The organism is Rosistilla carotiformis (genome assembly GCF_007753095.1).
Lineage (GTDB): Bacteria > Planctomycetota > Planctomycetia > Pirellulales > Pirellulaceae > Rosistilla > Rosistilla carotiformis.
Map to the genome: position 1 here is coordinate 2,139,715 of NZ_CP036348.1, position 17,557 is coordinate 2,157,271.

Annotated in this window: 14 protein-coding genes; 6 read left to right on the forward strand and 8 right to left on the reverse strand. The window is 58.7% G+C overall.

The window, feature by feature from the left end; genetic code table 11:
• Position 1: 1 nt before the first annotated feature.
• Positions 2-1,363 carry a DUF58 domain-containing protein gene (locus Poly24_RS07925; protein ID WP_145092988.1) on the reverse strand — a complete coding sequence of 454 codons (1,362 nt, stop codon included), beginning with the start codon at positions 1,361-1,363 and terminating at the stop codon, positions 2-4.
• A complete protein-coding gene (locus Poly24_RS07930; protein ID WP_145092991.1) occupies positions 1,360-2,331 on the reverse strand; it encodes an AAA family ATPase in 972 nt (323 codons plus the stop codon). The genes Poly24_RS07925 and Poly24_RS07930 overlap by 4 nt, the downstream gene beginning before the upstream one ends.
• Before the next feature lie 276 nt (positions 2,332-2,607).
• On the opposite strand from Poly24_RS07930, the gene Poly24_RS07935 reads away from it, so the two are divergent.
• The 3 genes from Poly24_RS07935 to Poly24_RS07945 all read left to right on the forward strand — a co-directional run bounded on the left by Poly24_RS07935 (position 2,608) and on the right by Poly24_RS07945 (position 5,428).
• On the forward strand, positions 2,608-3,090 hold the full coding sequence (locus Poly24_RS07935) for a hypothetical protein (RefSeq protein WP_145092994.1): 483 nt from the start codon (positions 2,608-2,610) through the stop codon (positions 3,088-3,090).
• Positions 3,091-3,235: 145 nt separating this feature from the next.
• On the forward strand, positions 3,236-4,930 hold the full coding sequence (gene flgK, locus Poly24_RS07940) for a flagellar hook-associated protein FlgK (protein ID WP_145092997.1): 1,695 nt from the start codon (positions 3,236-3,238) through the stop codon (positions 4,928-4,930).
• 18 nt (positions 4,931-4,948) lie between these two features.
• A complete protein-coding gene (locus Poly24_RS07945; RefSeq protein ID WP_231753515.1) occupies positions 4,949-5,428 on the forward strand; it encodes a DUF1569 domain-containing protein in 480 nt (159 codons plus the stop codon).
• A 20-nt stretch (positions 5,429-5,448) separates the two neighbouring features.
• Here Poly24_RS07945 and Poly24_RS07950 read toward each other — a convergent pair whose 3' ends face one another.
• From Poly24_RS07950 to Poly24_RS07965, 4 genes are all read right to left on the reverse strand, one after another.
• Positions 5,449-6,030, reverse strand: a complete 582-nt coding sequence (locus Poly24_RS07950) for a hypothetical protein (protein WP_145093000.1) — start codon at positions 6,028-6,030, stop codon at positions 5,449-5,451.
• Positions 6,031-6,201: 171 nt separating this feature from the next.
• The gene (locus Poly24_RS07955; protein WP_145093003.1) at positions 6,202-8,985 is read right to left on the reverse strand and encodes a hypothetical protein; all 2,784 of its coding nucleotides are present in this window, start codon (positions 8,983-8,985) and stop codon (positions 6,202-6,204) included.
• 178 nt (positions 8,986-9,163) lie between these two features.
• Positions 9,164-9,538 carry a nucleotide pyrophosphohydrolase gene (locus Poly24_RS07960; protein ID WP_231753516.1) on the reverse strand — a complete coding sequence of 125 codons (375 nt, stop codon included), beginning with the start codon at positions 9,536-9,538 and terminating at the stop codon, positions 9,164-9,166.
• Positions 9,539-9,567: 29 nt separating this feature from the next.
• Positions 9,568-11,700 carry a vWA domain-containing protein gene (locus Poly24_RS07965; RefSeq protein ID WP_145093008.1) on the reverse strand — a complete coding sequence of 711 codons (2,133 nt, stop codon included), beginning with the start codon at positions 11,698-11,700 and terminating at the stop codon, positions 9,568-9,570.
• 341 nt (positions 11,701-12,041) lie between these two features.
• On the opposite strand from Poly24_RS07965, the gene Poly24_RS07970 reads away from it, so the two are divergent.
• Positions 12,042-12,701: a metallophosphoesterase family protein gene (locus tag Poly24_RS07970; RefSeq protein WP_231753517.1), complete on the forward strand. Its 660-nt coding sequence runs from the start codon at positions 12,042-12,044 to the stop codon at positions 12,699-12,701.
• 3 nt (positions 12,702-12,704) lie between these two features.
• On the opposite strand, the gene Poly24_RS07975 is transcribed toward Poly24_RS07970, so the two are convergent.
• Both Poly24_RS07975 and Poly24_RS07980 read right to left on the reverse strand, forming a co-directional pair.
• Positions 12,705-14,003 (reverse strand): polysaccharide biosynthesis/export family protein, encoded by a 1,299-nt coding sequence (locus Poly24_RS07975; protein WP_197452409.1) that lies wholly within the window; start codon positions 14,001-14,003, stop codon positions 12,705-12,707.
• A gap of 39 nt (positions 14,004-14,042) precedes the next feature.
• Positions 14,043-15,677, reverse strand: coding sequence for a tetratricopeptide repeat protein (locus tag Poly24_RS07980; RefSeq protein WP_145093017.1), 1,635 nt, complete (start codon positions 15,675-15,677; stop codon positions 14,043-14,045).
• A 276-nt stretch (positions 15,678-15,953) separates the two neighbouring features.
• Here Poly24_RS07980 and panB point away from each other — a divergent pair, with 276 nt between their 5' ends.
• Both panB and Poly24_RS07990 read left to right on the forward strand, forming a co-directional pair.
• Positions 15,954-16,751: a 3-methyl-2-oxobutanoate hydroxymethyltransferase gene (gene panB / locus Poly24_RS07985; protein ID WP_261343105.1), complete on the forward strand. Its 798-nt coding sequence runs from the start codon at positions 15,954-15,956 to the stop codon at positions 16,749-16,751.
• 39 nt (positions 16,752-16,790) lie between these two features.
• Positions 16,791-17,510 carry an FkbM family methyltransferase gene (locus Poly24_RS07990; protein ID WP_145093025.1) on the forward strand — a complete coding sequence of 240 codons (720 nt, stop codon included), beginning with the start codon at positions 16,791-16,793 and terminating at the stop codon, positions 17,508-17,510.
• The last annotated feature ends 47 nt before the right edge of the window (positions 17,511-17,557 follow it).

Below are 17,557 nucleotides of genomic sequence, written 5' to 3' on the forward strand. Positions count from 1 at the left end.
GTTAACGTTCGACGAGCGCACGGCAGATCATCGCCAAACTGGCTTCATCGCGTAATTGCATGACAGCGATTCCGCTGGCAACCAACGGTCCGGCGGCTTTGCTGTAGTCATCGATTTCAAAGGTGTTGATGATCGCTATCACCGCCCAGCCGCGGCGTTTAAATCCGGCCAGCACTTCCGCCGCCGCAGCGTCACATTTTTGCATGATCACGATCAGCGTCGTGTCGCGCGACAACCGCGATTCCACTTCCAGGAACGTCTGCGCTAGACTCAGCCCATCGGTGATCTCCAGCCGCGCCAACATCCGATGCACGTCGCGATAGTGAACCGGGCCGCGTTGCGCTGGAATGCAGACCGGTTTCAGATGCGCATCGACCTCATGCATTTTCAAATGTTGTGTGGCGGCATCGCGGGTGCGGTAGTCGGTCATGAATCCTTCGGTCCGGATTCGGTCGGCGGCATCGCGCCCGTTGGAGACCAATCCGAAAGGTTGGTTCATCTGATACAACGCGTTGCTGATCGACGCGGCCAACGTGATCGCCAATTCGCTGCGGACCGGTTCGTGTTGCCGAGGATTGGTGTCGCGATGCAGATCGACGACCAACGTCGCACCGGCGATGCTGGACGCTTCGTAGATCTTGCTGTGCAGTTCCCCGGTCCGCGCGGTCGCCGACCAATGGACTCGCCGCATCGGATCGCCCGGTTGCCATTGGCGAATGCCGACGACGCGCGTGGGATCGTCCATTAACGGATGCGTCATCCGGATCTCGCCGATCGGACGCCGCGATTGTACATCATAACCGTCCAGCGGCACCACGCGGGGCATCACAAGAAGATATTGCGGCACCGCGCCAACCCGATAGCGACGGTTGAGTCCCATCAGGTCGCCGGTTTCCAAGACCGTTGGACCGATCTGATAATACCCGCGACGATTGCACGTGATTTCGTAGCGGATCGTGTCGGTCTGCCCCGCGGACAATGAGAGCACTCGAATCCGATCCCCTTCGATTTGCAAGGCGGGCACTTTGTGAATCAACGCGTCGCGCGGCAGTAGATCTTCAGCCAACAGCCACGGAATCAAGACCTTGCCCGTGTTTTGGATCTCAATCGCGATCGGCACGACTTGGCCGATGTCCGCTTCCAAGGGGCCGCTAGCGCGATGCGCCCGCGGCGCGGCGGACCAAGTGTTGGTCAACCATCGGCTGACGGCAACGACCGCGATCGCGCTGTAGGCGGTGTACAGCAACAGCGACGAACCGAAAAGCATTCCGATCAACAACACCGCCGCCCCCAAGGCGATCCATTTGAATGATCCCTCGGGTTGATTCCGACGCGAATCGGTGGCGGAGGACGCGGCGGTCATGCTTCGCCGACCGTGGGGACTGCGATCTCACCGAGGATCGATTCCATCACGTTTTCGGCCGTGATCTTGCGCAATCGGCTTTCCGGACGGACGATGATCCGATGGTTCATCACAGGGCCGACAATCCGTTTGACATCGTCGGGCTGCACAAAGCTGCGGCCGCGGATCGCTGCCATCGCTTGAGCGCAGCGGAACAAGGCGATGGTCGCGCGAGGCGACGCTCCCAACGCAAGGTCCTCGTGATCGCGGGTGTCATGCACAATTTGCAATATGTATTCGCGGACCAACCGGTCGACGTGGACGCGCCGCACCGTGTTTTGGCACGCCACCAATTGCTGCGCCGTGGCGACCGGTTTGAGCGTATCGATCGGATGCTGGACTTGCAGCAATTCGAGCATCCGCAACTCTTCTTCCAGCGAAGGGTAGCCGAGTGAAAACCGCATCAAAAAGCGATCCAGTTGCGCTTCGGGCAGCGGAAAGGTCCCCTCGTGGTCGACGGGATTTTGCGTGGCGACGACCAGAAACGGGGGCTCCAGGGGGTATGTCGTCCCGTCGACGGTAACACGCGATTCGGCCATCGCTTCCAACAGCGCCGCCTGCGTCCGCGGCGTGGCGCGGTTGATCTCATCGGCGAGAAACAACTGGGTGAACAACGGCCCTTTGCGAAACTCAAACTCACCACTCTTCTGATTGAAAATCGACGTCCCGGAGATGTCCGATGGCAGCAGGTCGGGAGTGCACTGGATGCGTTTGAACTTGCAGCCGACGCTTTTGGCGAGGGCCCGGGCGAGCATCGTTTTGGCCACGCCAGGAACGTCTTCCAACAGAATGTGCCCGCTGGAGAACCACGCGACCAGGGAGAGCACCAATTGCTTGCGTTTTCCGACGATGGCGAGTTCGACGTTGCTGATGATCCGTTTGGAAAGCTCGGTAACTTCCGTCACATTGGGCGGTGTGGGTTGAGACATGGTGGATTCGGAGGGCCCAGAAACGGTGCATCGGTCAATGGAAACGCAGGCTCGAAGCCCTATTGTGGACTAGATCGACGTCGAATGCGATATGTTTGCTAGCGCGGAAATTCTTCGACTTCCACAGCTTTGCCGGGTACGAATCGTTGGACCTGCCTTGGTGTGTGTGCCGAAAAGGTTGATTAGAGAATCCGAACCGATTGCGTTGCGAAAGCGGGCGACGCAAAGGGTTCCCCGCATTTCGAGGGAACGCAACCCAAGTGAAAGGTTAGTTTCATGCTGAACTGGATGGCCGACGTCGACACCTATTTGCAACAGCTCAATGAGACGTCCGAAGCCTTGGCGGGCACTCTTGTCGGATTGGAACAAGCGACCCGCAAAGCCGCCAGCGAAGAGATCCACAACCAGTGCGCGAAACTGGGCAGCCTGCTGCGAGTGCTGCAACAACAGCTGGCTCAGCGGGAGGCGTTGTTAATCGAATTCCCCGACGCCGCCGATGCCGCTCCGGTCAGTCTGCAAGCGGCACTGAGCACGGTCAAGCACTCCGGTGCTGTCGAGATGGTCAAGCGTTGTGCGGTGATCAGCACCGAACTGCAAGGGCTGCATCAGAAGGCGATTGCGTTGTTTGTCGGCCAATATCACCTGAGCAATATGACCGAAGAATTTTTACGCTTGATGTCGGGCGTGTCGGCCAAACCGATCACTTATGACAAGACGGATGACGAGGCTGGCGGCAGCTTCTTGGATCGCGCCGCATGAACGGCAACGGGCCGCGGCGTCGCGAGAAACGATCGATTGCAGTGCCTTTGGGCGAGCCGTGCTCGCGGGCTGGTTTTCAACCCTGCCATGACCGCCGCGCGCCGCGACGCCATGTCACCGTTTCTCAATATGTAAGTCTATCGCCATGTCGCTAATCTCTGCGATCAACAAATCGGTAAGCGGGCTGAATGTGGCCCAACTGGGGCTACAGGTCGTTGGCAACAACATCGCCAACGCCAACACCCCCGGCTACATCCGGCAAGAACTCGTTCAGACGCCAGGGCTCGCCAACCGCCAAGGCGACCTGCTGATCGGCAGCGGTGTTCGACCGGTCGGAATCACCCAAGCCCTCGATCAAGCACTGGCCGAACGTTTGCGAGACGCCACGTCGGCGTTGGCGGCCAACGATACGTTGGGCTCCGCCCAAACCCACCTTGAAGCGTTGGTCAACGAACTGGGAGACGCCGATCTCAGCACGCAACTCTCGTCGTTTAACGCAAGTCTCCACGACCTCGCAAATCAACCAGGCGATTACGCGTTGAAACAGCAGGTCGTGCTCGAAGGGCAAACACTGGCCGACCATGTGCGGCGATTGGAACAAGGGGTTACCCAGTTGGCCGACGCCGCCGATGCGACCTATGCGTCGGACATCGAACAGGTCAACATTTTGACGACCAAGATCGCGTCGTTAAATCGCAAGATCGTCGATATCGAAGGGGGCCGCACGTTGGGCAGCGACGCGACCGGGCTTCGCGACGAACGTGAAATGGCGCTCAATGAATTGTCGGGCTACCTGAATATCGATACCCAGGAACAATCGACAGGATCGGTGGCGGTCTTTGTCGGAGGCGACTTTCTGGTCACCGACGGCATCTCACGCGATGTCTACAGCACCAACGTCAGTAAAGACCCTAGCAGTGCGTCGGAAATTCGGATCGTCGAAACCAACGCCCCGTTGACTATCACGGGCGGAAAGCTGGGAGGCATCTCCGAAGCCCGCGAAGGGATCTACGGGAAGTTCTTGACCGACCTCGATTCGATTGCTGCCGGAATCGCCGAATCGTTCAACCGTGTCCATTCCCAGGGCAAAGGAACGGTCGGGTACACCGACCTCACCTCCGAGGTCGCCGTCAATCCAAGTGTTTCGTTGGATCAAGCGGGACTCGACTTCACGCCTGAAAACGGGTCGTTCGATCTGCAGTTGTTCGGTGAGACCAACGAATTGCTTTCGACGCATCGGATCGACATCGATCTGTTCAGCAGCGGCCAAGGCACGACGTTGAACGATGTCGCCAATCAAATTAGTGCGATCGATGGTTTGCAGGGGAGCATTACTCCCGACGGTCGTTTAACGATCACGTCGACCACGCCTGGCGTCACGTACGGGTTTGGCAGCGATACCAGCGGTTTTCTGGCGGCGGCAGGGATCAACACGTTCTTCGTTGGCAACGATGCGGCGACGTTGCAAATCTCCGATCGGTTGCTCGATTCCCCCGAGTACCTGGCAATCAGCGCCGAGGGCATCGGAACCGATGCGGATCATCTGACTCAATTGGTCGATCTGTTCGAAAAGCCGTTGGCGGAACTGGGAAATATTTCAGTTCGCGACCGCTACCAACGCTTGGTCACCACGATCACTCAAGGGGCTTCAATTCAAAAAAGCGTGACCGATGGTCTGCGGACCTATCACTCAGCGCTCGAAGGGGACTATCTTTCGGTGACGAGTGTCAACATCGACGAAGAAGCGGTTAAAATGATCTACCTGCAGCGCGCCTTCCAAGCCAGTTCGCGCGTGATCTCCACCGCCAGTGAGATGCTGGAATTGCTGGTCTCGCTGTAACCCCCAAACACCCGTGAAGTGAAGGGCCTCATTTTGGAACGTCGCACGCTCGACCTGCGCAGCGCCGCGGATGTCATTGCCGACATCCAGCATCTTCGCGCCGTGGGCTACACCCAGACGAAGCGTTGGAACCTGACACATATCTGCCAACATCTCGATGCGACGATGACGGGGGGAATGGACGGTTTTGGCTTTCGTTTACCGTGGATCGCCCGCCGCACGCTGGTCAAATGGGGGTTCGCCTATGCGTTGAAAAAACGCAAGCTGTTCAGCGGCGCTCCGACCTTTCCCTTCCTGCAGCCCACCGCATCCAACGATCAGGATGACAATGAGATGATCGACCATTGCATCGCGACGATCGCGCGGGCGGGCGTGTTTAATGGTTCGATGGAGGATTATGCGCTACTGGATGGTCTTTCCGCCGACGATTGGCGGGAATTTATGTGGATCCACGCCGCCCATCACCTCAGCTTTCTCGTCCCCCATCCAGACGCCTAAACGGCGCGACCCTTGCGGGATCACATCAACAGGAACTGGTAACACCAACGGATCGTTTGAGGCGTTTCGTTGGGGAGGCTTTCGGGGCGAATCTCGCACAATTTTTCGTCGGCGGTGCAGGTGATCACTGTCTTTTCGTCGTCGGGAGCGACTTGCACACAGACCTGGTCTCCACGAAACAAGATCCCTGCGAAGGCGTCGGTTTGGCAATCGATTCCGTCGGCCCAGCGGTACTGGCTGCCCAACGATTCGGGAGCGGTCGTGCAGCGACAAGCGCAATCGATCCGCAGTCCAACGCTTTCACCGGCCAGCGTCTCGAGACTCAAGCTCCAATGGCTGGTTCCGGCCAGGCCAACTCCAAGAATCGCCAATCGTCCATCGATCGTTTCCAGAGACGCCTGTTGCAACGGCGTGTTTCGGGGCCAGGCTGTCGGCGCCGGATCGACAACGGTTTCCAACAATGGCGATCGTTGTCCCGCTTGCAACACGTCGATCGCGTGCCCAAATCGGTCCTGTTGCCAGACCAAACGGAGCGCCAGAGCGAGGGTGTTCGGATCGCCGGCGATCAGTTCGGCAGAGGTGTTCGGTTCAATCAAAGTCATCGCGCAGCAAAGCCATCGAAACAAGGAAGGGGGCCGCCGGGCAGGTCCCACGCCTCGCGGTCGCCTGCAATCGACGTGCAAGCGGCGGGGCAGTGTTGGCCGGGCAAACGAAACGCCGCGACAGCCGAGATGGGCTGCCGCGGATCGTTCCGATGATAGCAGATCAACGCGTTAGCGTTTGGCTGGCTGAGAGTAAAGTGCCGCTTCGGCCATATAATTGACTTCGTCGCCGATCGCAAATCCGATCCATCCATCGCGAAGTTCGAACTGGGTGATCGCCAGTCCATCCATCGCAGGATGACTTCGCAACTGCTCGCTGGTCAATTCCAGCGATCGATTCGGCGAAAGCACCTTGTTGAAGATCGCTCGCACGGCGACGCGATCCCCCATGCTCAATCGCGGTCCGCTGATGTTCAGATGACCGTCGCGGACCAGTGCCGGACGCAAACCGTCGATGTGAGGGATGTACGATGCTTTGACAATAAAATTCCGCAGCGTGATCCCATCGGTTTGATCCAGTCGGATGATTCGCATCGTCAGGTCCAAACGGCCATCGTGAATTTCCACGGTCACCGGACGGCTGCTGGTGAATTGAATCATCACGTTGTCGGGCAGTTCTTCGGTCGCTTTGCGGCCTTCAAAACCAAACACCTGCAACGTTTCGCGGATCGCTGCATCGACCAATACCGGTTCCCCTTGAGGTGCCAAGCGGGCCATGGCGTTGTTGAGTGTCGACTGGTGCATCTGGACACTCATCATGCATTCGGTGGGAGCCCGTGGCCGGGGTGTGAAGCTGGCCAATTGCCAATCGCCCGACAAGCGGTATCGCGCTGTCAAACGGTCCTCGGTCGTCGACAGATCGACAACGGTCGGCGAAAGGTCCAACGCAGCCAAGGGACCAATCAAACGCGACGAAAACGTCTTTTCCGCTTCGTCGATCTGTTTCTGCAACGATTCGGCCAATTCGGTCTCGATCTGCGACCGCATCCGCCGTTCGCTGTAGCGTTGTGCGTAGGAGCGTGCTTCATCGTGACGCTGTTTGACATACTCGCGAACCAACGGTCCCAAGACAGGAAAGCCATCGTATTCCGTGCGGACCCGGCGCAGTTGATTGTCCGCGTCGACATCCACATCGGGACTTTCGATATCGACGCCGCCGCGATCGACGCGAATCAACGCTCCGGCGACAAAGTTTGCATTGCCAACGTGTTTCAGTTGGGCGGGACCTTGTCGGCTCCATGTCTTCGTGTCGATCTTCCCAAGGCTGCGAAGACGGATCTGCCACGCGTTCTCCGAAGGCTCCAGATGAACCTGCAACTCGGCGGTGGCATGGCTCGTCCCCAACACCGATGCCCCAAGCACACGATCGCGGATCGGTTGCGTCTTTGCGGGCACTTCGGGCAACAAGCGGTTAAGCATTGCCGCAGAGATCGAAACCCGCAGGTTGGCGTTTCGGTAGTGACGGTTGATCGCTTCGGCAATCGCATAAGCGTGGGCATTGTTGGCGAATCGCAGCGTCTGCATCGTCGCCGCCACGCGACCGCCGTCGCGGTCGAGCGTATCGGTCTCTTGGACTTCGATTTGGTCCAACAGCGCGACGTAGTCGACGGGACCATGCGCCCACGAACGGATCGTTTCGCCAAGTTGGCGGCATGCCGACTTGTGCAACCATTCGCTTTGCGCTTCGCTCAGTTCGGTGTATTCCACTCGCGACAAGAACCGCTGCGCGATCAGACGTCGCTCGGCATCGGTCGTGTTCCCCAGACTGGCCGATTCGATTTCGTCGAGCATCAAAAAGCGTTGCCAGTCGGCGGTATCGCGGGTCTGGATGACTTGTTCGCGAAGCTCCGCAACCAACTGCAGCACGTTGGCTTTGGCTTCCGGACGGGGTTGCCGATCTCCGATCTCGGCGGCATACATATTGTTCCATACCGCATGCCAGATGTCCGCGCGGCGTTCGACAGCGTAGGCGGTCGCGACCCAATTGCGGTGGATACTCAAATCGTCTTCGTTGACCATGTGGTATCCCTGATCGGCCAGGAAGTTCAGCTGATCGATCAATTCCCCCGATTCCACGGTCCCCAGTTTGGGCTGTTCGCGTAGCCGCGACAGCGTGTCGCGGACCCGTTGGCTCCACTCGGCCCCTTGCGGGCTAAGCTCCTGGACAATTGACAATTGCGCGTCCAGGGCGGGAGTTTTGGGCCATTCGCTAGGTTGTTGAGTCACCGGGGTGCGAGCCATCGGGCTTGTCACCACGTCCGCCGAAGGGGCAGGAGCCGCAGCTGGCGATGCAGGGGTTTCGACCGCCGGGGGATGGGGATCAATGCGATTGCTGCTGAAATGCAGCCCCGCAAAGGGATCGTCGAAGGCTTGTGGATCGGGCAGGCCGGCCAATTCATCTTTGACGTTGATTTCCGGAGCCGACAAGGTCGCCAGCGGCATGTCGTCAAACGGATCGCTCGACAGCGTCGAATCCAAAGCGGCTTCGACAACACCTTGGTCCACCTGATCGGTCAACAGAACCGAAGGCGCATGGTGCCCCGAGAATGCCAGCGCAGCTGCCGGAGGTGCGGCCAGGTCGGCCGACGGATCGAGCGTTTCGATCACAACCGGATGGTCGTAGCTCGGCTTTTGGACGATCGGAATGTCCAATGGTTTCTGCGGCTGCACGACGGAATCGACCGGGCCCGCAGGGGGAAACGGATAGGAAAGCTCTTGCCGCGAAAAGGGCTCGCGGCTCAGCGATGGCCCCGTCCATGCGACGCGCGGTCCCGGTTGACGTTCGTCGTCGGCGATCGTCCAAGGACGCGGCATCGGACGGGTCGAAGCCGACCGAACCACGGGGGGCTCCTGTGGCTCCATCTGTTCGCGCTCGAAGACGCACAATAATCCGATCACCGCGGCCGATGCTGCTGTTGGCCAAAAGAGGATCCGGAATTTTCGTAATGGGCCCATGCCCCGCACTCCTTGCTAAAGCCATCGTCCTTGAATTCGCGCGTTCCGGAGTGATCCGAATCACGACGATCCTTTCCTGATCATCGATCGGACGGATGCAACGCCGAAATCCAATCGGATCGGCACCGGCGGAATAATCCGCGCTCAGATAGCAATGAAAACGCTGGTGTTCCGCGTATCACGCCTTGGGGGGAGCCCACTGGCCGAGGCACTGATCGGCAGGGTATTTCTTACGATTGAGCACCATCTTCCGCTCGATCGCACTGCTCAAATCGACCCCCAGGCTCGCCGACAACGCCAGAAGATAGCAAGCGACATCGGCCATCTCGTGCGCCACTTCGGTGAGCAGTTCGGGGTCTTGGGCAATGGCTGCGGATTCTTCCGGAGTTCGCCATTGGAAGTGTTCCATCAATTCGGCGACTTCCACCGATAATGACATCGAGAGGTTCTTCGGCGTATGAAACCGCTCCCACTGCCGTTCGGCAACAAAACGTTGGACCACCCTCCTTAGATCGGCGACCGACGTCTGGTCATCCTGCATGGGGCGATCCATCGGCGCCCCTGCCTCCTGGGGTTGTCCGATCACAGCTTGGGAAGCGGGCGTTTGGGGGCGGGTTTCTTCAACATCCGCTTCTTTTCGTCTTGCGCGGCGGTCATGTTGTTATTGTTGTTATTGTTGCCGCCAGCACGCGCGGGAGGATTGAGGTCGGTATACTTCTCGACCCACTTCCATCCGATGGGGGTTTCCAATTCGTTTTTAGCGAGCAGAGCCCAGGGGGTTCCCGCATGCTCCGAAACAACGGCTTGCAGCAGTTCACGTGCCTTTTCCGCTTCGCGCTCCCACTTGCTGCCAACGCTGACCTCATCGGCTGCCTGCAGCACCCAGGTGTTGTTCTTTTCCTTTTCAAACGGCATCCCACGCTTGGCTTTGGCCAGCATGGCGTTGTAGGTCTCGGCACGGACCTTGTGTGCCAGCACGCGGCCATACGCCAAATCGAATCCGGCACGCCAGCGAGGGCTCATCTCCTCATCGCGATCCTTCAACCCTTGAGCCAAGATCTCGGCCATCCGAACCCATTGGGGTTCGATGACCGCCGCGATTTTTTGAGCGTCTCCCAATTCGGTCGCCAGCTGAGCTTCGCTGCGGCGAACGAATTCCGTTTTAGGGGCCTGCAGGGTTTCCAGCTGCGTATCTTTCGCCGCAGTGGTCAACGCTGTCCGCAGGGCGCTGGCCCGGACCTGCCGGACATATTCTTCGGGGGAGACGTAGTCGGGGCGATAACGCGCCATCGTGTTGGAATCGAAGAAGTAGTCGATCTGCGACGAAAACGCTTCGGTCTCTTGTTTGCGAACACGTTTGTTCACATTGCGGTTGGGGTGGACCGAGAAATAGATCCCCCCGGTTTCGTAGCTCAAGCGAGTCAAAGCAAACGGACCAAAACCTGAATCGATGACCGGTTCTTCTTGGTAATTGCCGGTGTACCCGATTTTAACCCGCTCAGGCATCACGCTCTCGGGGCCTGCATCAACTTGAGCCCATTGAGGGGATTGGTCGTATTTGGGATCGGGATCGACGTACTTGACCAGCGAATGTTCACGGCCAAACGGTGCGGGAGATCCGATCACGTAGACCGGCATGCCGTAGCGGCGACAAAGATCGATCGTGGTTTCGAGCCCCTCTTGATCGTCTCCCCGTTCATCGGTCACGACGACCAGCATCACGTTCCGCAACGGCCCTTCGGAGCCTCGTTTGACGCGATACTTCTTAAACTCGTTGGCCGCCATGTAAACCGCCGAGAAGGCGCGTTCGACGCCACTGGAATCGACTTCAATGTTGTTGACGGTGTCCTTGATGACCTTCAGGTCATCGGTCGGTTCTTCGGTCAGCAGGCTCACGTTCTTGCCGAAACCGACGATCGAAGTCAGCAACGGAATATCGCTTGCGTTCTTTCGCTTGCCCGACTTTTCGGATTGGCTGTCGATGATCCCCAGTTCTTCATAGATCTTGTCGAAGCGATCGCGGATCTCTTGCCGTTGGCGATGTAGCGATCCGCTTTGATCGAACACCCAGACGACCAACGTCGGGCGTTCTTCCATCGATTGCAAGATTTCAAAGGTCAAGCGGTCGACGGCCCCTTTGGCGCCGTTGAGTCCTTGCCCAACGCTTCCCTTCTTGTTGACCATCGCCTGTGTTGGGGCAACCGGTTCGGTGAAGAAGTTGTTCAGGTCGATGGTCGCCAGTTCCTGCGGCGTCATGTCCATGGGACTTGGAATTTGAGCCGTTTCAGCGAACGTTTCCGCCGTTGCCATGGCGATCGCACTTTCTAACGAATCGCTGTTCGAACCGATCTGGTCCTGAGGCACTTCACTGGCGACGATCTCTTCGATCGAATGGATCTTGTCTTCGGCGACGTCGCGCATCGGCGACACGATCACGATCGCGTCGGGGTCGACGTGGGGAGTCAGCGTGGCCAGGGCAAGGAACAAGACGATTCCCATGTGAGCCATCAAACTGGCGACAAAGGCGATCGATTCATCATCGAACCAGCTTTCATCGTCGTCATCCTCGTCGTCGTAATCCTCCTCCTCGAACTCCGCCTGATCTGCGATCGCATCGAGGCGTTCACGCTCCAACGCCTCGGAACGATTGGCCGATGACTGCGGTCCTGCAACGGCTTCGGCGGGTACGGTAGAGGGGCTGATGTCGATCGACATAAGATCAAGTTCCTCGGTGAATTAGATTGAACGCGCGAAACCGTTGGCTTGGCGTGAGTCGGTTTGGGTGGCGTCCAGGGGGGCCGCGCCGGTGCCACGCAATAGCATACCGGATCGACCCTGGCATTTCCACATCTCGCGTTTCGGCAGGGGGAGACCACCTGTATTTTCGTCGATTAACGGATATAAATCAATCGTTTGTTGCATTGAACGAGACCGTTGGCGATTTAACACGCACGAAACCCGTCTAGTGACTAGAACGGATCTGGGTTGTTGTTGTACTCATCATGCATCCATGGTCTCGAGGTTGTTCCCTCCCCTACTGCCCATTCATGGACGCTATGTCAGAGAGATTGATAGCGATTGGGGACATCCACGGATGTTCCGACGCCCTAAAAACACTGCTCGAGACGATCGATCCTCAGCCCGACGACACGATCGTTGTATTGGGGGATGTAGTCGACCGCGGACAGGGGACGCGTCAAGCGATCGATTTGTTGATCGAGGCCTCCCAACGCACGCAAATCGTGGCGATTTTGGGAAATCACGAGGAAATGATGCTTAGGGTGCTCGAGGGCGACGCCCCGCAGCGTTGGCTTCAGTTTGGTGGGATCGATACGCTGGATAGCTATGGGTTTGCGGGGGATTTCTCGGTCATCCCTACGTCGCATCACGATTTCTTTGCCGGCATGCGCGACTACTACGAAACCGACGGTTATTTCTTTACGCACGCGGCCTATAAACACGATCTACCGCTGGATTATCAACCGATCGACCTGTTGCGTTGGCATTCGCTGCGCGATGGCCTTCCCCCCGCCCATGAGAACGGCAAAATTGGATTTGTCGGTCACACCGCTCATAAGGAGGGGGAGATCATGGATTTTGGATACTTGGTATGTCTGGACACCTACTGCTACGGTGGCGGCTGGTTAACCGCGATGGACGTCCGAACCCGCCAGACATGGCAAGCCAACCGTTCGGGTCAGTTGCGTAGCGTTTGACGTTTAATTCACGAGGTTCTCGACAGCAAATCCGTTGACGGCGTCGACCACGCTGAATCCGCTGAACGGTACGATTCCGTAGATGCCTTCGGTAAAGACCTGCCGAACGAAGTTGTCGAACAGACGGATCGGGCTCGAGGGGACGACGACAACATCGCCGTCGCGAAGCCAGATTTCGTCCGAGGGCAGCGGCGATTTCCCGAGGATCGCGCCTCGCAAATCGAGGACCGTCGAAATAAGTCGCCAATCTTCCGCGCGGCGGAAGACAACCACCTGACGCAGGTTGGCTCCGACGACATGTCCCTGTGCGAGAGCGATCGCAGTTAAAGCCGTTGTGGGCCCTTGCATCTCGAAACGCCCCGGTTGGTTGACTTCGCCGAGGACCGACACGAAATGCGTCGCTTGTTGTTGCAAGCCCGCTTCGACTTCCAACCCCACGACCATCGATCGGTACCGCAGATTGATCTCTTGTTTGATCTCTGCCAGCGTCAAGCCTTGAACGCAGACGGGGCCAATCTTTGGCAGCGCCACGCGTCCATCGGGAGTCACCACGCGGGCAATCGCCTGTTCGTTGAGCCCGCTGGCACCACCGATCGCGTTGCGGATGTCTTCCAACAGGATGTTTGTCTTGACAGGGGTGACGTCGATTCCGGGTTCGTTGTAGTACTTCTTGTACTTCTCTTCCAATTGATCGCGCAACTGATCGATCGTCAGGCCTGCGGCGTGGATCGAGCCCAAGATGCGAACCGAAATTGTGCCGTCGGGCTGGACTTCCAATCCGCGTTCAAAGGTTCCTCGGGTCAGCACCGCTTCGTCCGCGAGCGATTCGATCAGCAATTGGTCGCCGATTCCGATCCGGTACGAACTGCGCATCATGTCGCGTGACAGCACGTAAGTAAACTGCAGTGTGTCGCCGACACGGACCCGGTATTCTCGCATGTGGGAAAGACGCGATGGCCCGGCGTATTCGCCTTGGCCATAGGGTCCAAAATCGATGGGATACATGTTCTTCCATTTCAGCTTTGGATTGCATTGCCCGTTGGCGCAATCGAAGCCTTTCATGCACGGTTGGCATCCGCCAAGGCAAGCCGAAGGTGGCGTCAGGTGGCCACAATTGCAAGCCGCCGCAGACGGACCGGTGATCGCTCGGGGGGCTCCCAGCACGGTTCCGTTGGAGGATGCGACGGTGGATTCGTAGCCCACAGGGGCGTACTGCACCTGGGCGTCGGCAGTCTGGGTCAATAAACTGCCGACGCTGACCAGGCACATCATCGCAATGCGGGAAAGGCTTGTTCGTGGCATCGATCCATCCAAATTCTTCAGGCAAGACATCAAGGATTCCTAGCGAAAGATCCCTTTGACACGGTCAAAAGTACTGGCCACGCGCCCTTGGGGCTGCGTAGCGACTTGGGATGTTTGAACATTGGAACGCTGCGAAGGGTCTCCCGCGGAAGCGCCTCCGGTATCCGCCGTCATCACTTGCGGCGACATTTGAGCGAACTGGCTTGGTGTCAGTTGAACGACTTGCGCAACGCGTGGCTGTTGGCTCTGCAGGACCGCCAAATTGGTCGCACATGCTTGGGCCAGTTCCATGTTGCCGGTCACGCGATGCAGTTCCGCAAGGTTCTGCAACGCAGCGGTCGAAGGCCGCTTGGCGTAGCTGTGTTCCAACGCCCAACGGGCTTCATCGAACATTCCCAGGGCCAACAATTCGTGTCCCAGCTCGTTAGCCGCGGTCGCGTTGTCGGGGTCGCACGCGATCGCCGCTCGCAAGCAGCAAACCTGTGCCGCCGACAGGTTGCTGTCGCCAACGTCGGAGGTCAGTGGTTCGGTCTTGGCGACAATCGTCAATGCGCGCGACGCGGGGGCCCATCCGGCAACGGCATCGACAAACCGGCCTCGGGCGAATTCGTAGTAGACGTCCGCCGCCCGCAGTGACGTCACGTGTTCCAAGTCGCAGCGTTTGAGAACGCGGGTCGAATGCGAATCGACCAGCCGCTGCATCGCCGTCGCATCGACAACTCCAAATCGTCCCAGAAAGTCGGAGGCTTCGCGAATCGCGGTCAACGCTTGCGTCAACGCTTCGGTCCCGTCGCTGCTACGCGTCGTTTCGTCGGTCGATTGAGCGATCAGATGCAACGCTTCGATCGCTTCTTGGCGAGCGGTCATCGGGGACTGACGCGTCAGCAGTTCTTCGGCATGTTCGATTTTCTGCGATGCCAAACGTCCCAGCTGCCAGTTTGAAACGGTTTTGGTTTCGACGACCGGAACGGGCAGCATCGGCTGTTTCTCGGCCGCGACCGAAGTTTGGTAGGCGGGATAGATCGACGAGACATCGGGCTGCAGCTGCAACGACGGTGGCGAAGGATCCAACGCCACGTATCCGTCCAACGGTTTCGCCGGCAACGCGGCCACTTCGAGAACCGACTGCGAAGGCCGATCATGCGTCATCAACGAATCTGCAGCGAGAACGGATTGTGTTGGCTGGACCGAGGCGAAATGCATCGATGTCGACTCGCTGGGCTCATACTGCGACGTCGGTGCCGGTGGAGTCGAAACGGTCGCCAGAGGCCTTTGCGAACGCTCGCTGGCGGTGGCGTAAACTGCGTTGGCCGAGGGCTGCGGCTGGCCGATGTGCTCCGGACGCATCGGTTCGGCGGCGGGGAATAGGCCTCCCCCCGTTGTCGAAAGCGGTGGCGAGACCGCGTCGCTCATGACGGGCGGCTGCGGGGGACGCGGTCCACTTGTCCGATCGCTGATGGGCGGTTGCAACGGAGGCGTCGGGACCGACGGCGAGGTCGATCGCGTCGCCCCAGACTCATGACGCCCCTCATAAGCGCCGCTGATCCCATATTTGATGGGTCGCGGGCTCGACCAATCGTCCAATCGGTCGGCGGCGATCACCGATTGCGAGGTCAGCAATGCTGCCAGCAATGTGATTTTGCGAGCCTTGGCGGCAGGTAACTTGGAGTTCATCCGTTGACACTCGTGATCCGAACCGAAAAACGGGGTTTAGCGTCACAATACGTAACGGCATCGTGCCTAACTCAGATCGGTGTGCTACAACCGGTATAACCATTGAATCAGGTCAACGAATAGCCGTTGCATTTGAATCCGGCGGAACAACCGGAACATTGAGAACAGGTTGCCTAGGCCACAAAACTTACCAAGAATCACCATTTGGGTGGCTACGGGACACATAGGTAACACAGGCGAGCTTGTCTTGGCAGCTCGCGGTAATCTGGGATGAATATGTCGGAAATAACAAGACCCGTTACAACTCAAACGCTAGCTAAGATGGCAGCCAAGGGAGAGCGGATCGCGATGCTAACCGCGTACGATTTCCCGACGGCTCGGGTGCTCGACGAAGCCGGAATCGATGTGCTGCTGGTTGGCGATAGCTTGGCGATGGTCGTTCAAGGGCACGAAACGACCCTGCCAGTGACGTTAGATCAAATCATCTACCACGCCGAAATGGTGGGCCGTGCGGCGCGCAGAGCTTTGGTGGTGGTCGATCTTCCGTTTCCCGAGGGACAACTGGACGTGGGCCGCACCCTTGCCGCGGGGGCGCGGATCTTGAAAGAAACCCGCTGTCGAGCGGTCAAACTGGAAGGGGGCAGCGAACAGGCCCACCGGATCGACGCCTTGGTGACTGCGGGGATTCCCGTGATGGCCCATGTCGGCCTGCGGCCGCAGAACATCCACATCGATGGCGGCTATCGCGTGCAACGCGATGCGGAACGGTTGATCGCCGACGCCCAAGCGGCTGCCGACGCGGGAGCGTTTGCCGTGCTGATCGAATGCGTACCGGCCGACATCGCCGCCCAGATCACTGCCGCGATCAAGGTTCCCACGATTGGAATCGGTGCCGGGAGCGAAGTCAGCGGCCAGGTTTTGGTCACCAACGACCTGATCGGGTTGACCAACGGCTATCTTCCGCGGTTCGTCAAACAGTACAGCGACGTTCAGGGGGTGATCTCCAAAGCCGTCCAGGATTACGCTCAGGAGGTCAAAAGCGGTGAATATCCTGGCCCCGAGCATCAGTTTTAAGCTTCACCGCGCCACAAAGGGAGTGTTCCGATTTCTCGAGTGACCCGATTCCGCGGCTACCGGCTGCACTACACCGATCTCCAGGCGATGGAGTCGATGTGTCGCGAGGCGGACGAATTCCCTGCCTTCTTCACCCCTCCGTCCGACGATGCGCTGTTCATTGACTGCGGCGCTAACATTGGCGTGATGATGCTCGAATGCAAGCGACGGTGGCCGCAAGCCAAGATCGTCTGCTTCGAGCCCGATCCGTTTGCGTTTGCCGCGCTACAACGGAATGTCGACGTCAACGACCTGCCAGGGGTGCGCTGCATCGAGGCGGCGGTCAGCGATCGCGAGGGGCAGGCGACGTTCTACGGAGCGCTGGCGGCAACCGCTGACGGACGGGGCAACTCGTTAAACGCCGGTTGGGCCCAACGCCCCGGTTCGACCACTCAGACCGTCGCCTGCCGACAGCTGTCGAAGGTGATCGGCGACCGCCAGGTCGATTTCCTGAAGCTCGATATCGAAGGAAGCGAGGAAGCGGTGTTGGGCGAGATCACGGATCAATTACCGCAGATCCAAGCGATCTACGTCGAAGTCCACGAGACTCCGGCCACGCTTGCGGAGAACTCGGTCGAAGCGATCACGCAGCAGCTGAACGCGGCCGGTTTCACGGTCGACGCGCAACAGCGGGCTTACGAATTTGCCCTCCCGCCGCACTTGGCCCAGTGGCAAGCTGCCGCACGGCCGACCCAGACCCAGTTGTTATGCTGGCGCTAAGCCTGTCGATGGCGGCGTTCGAATCGAGCTTGACCGCGGCCAATCGA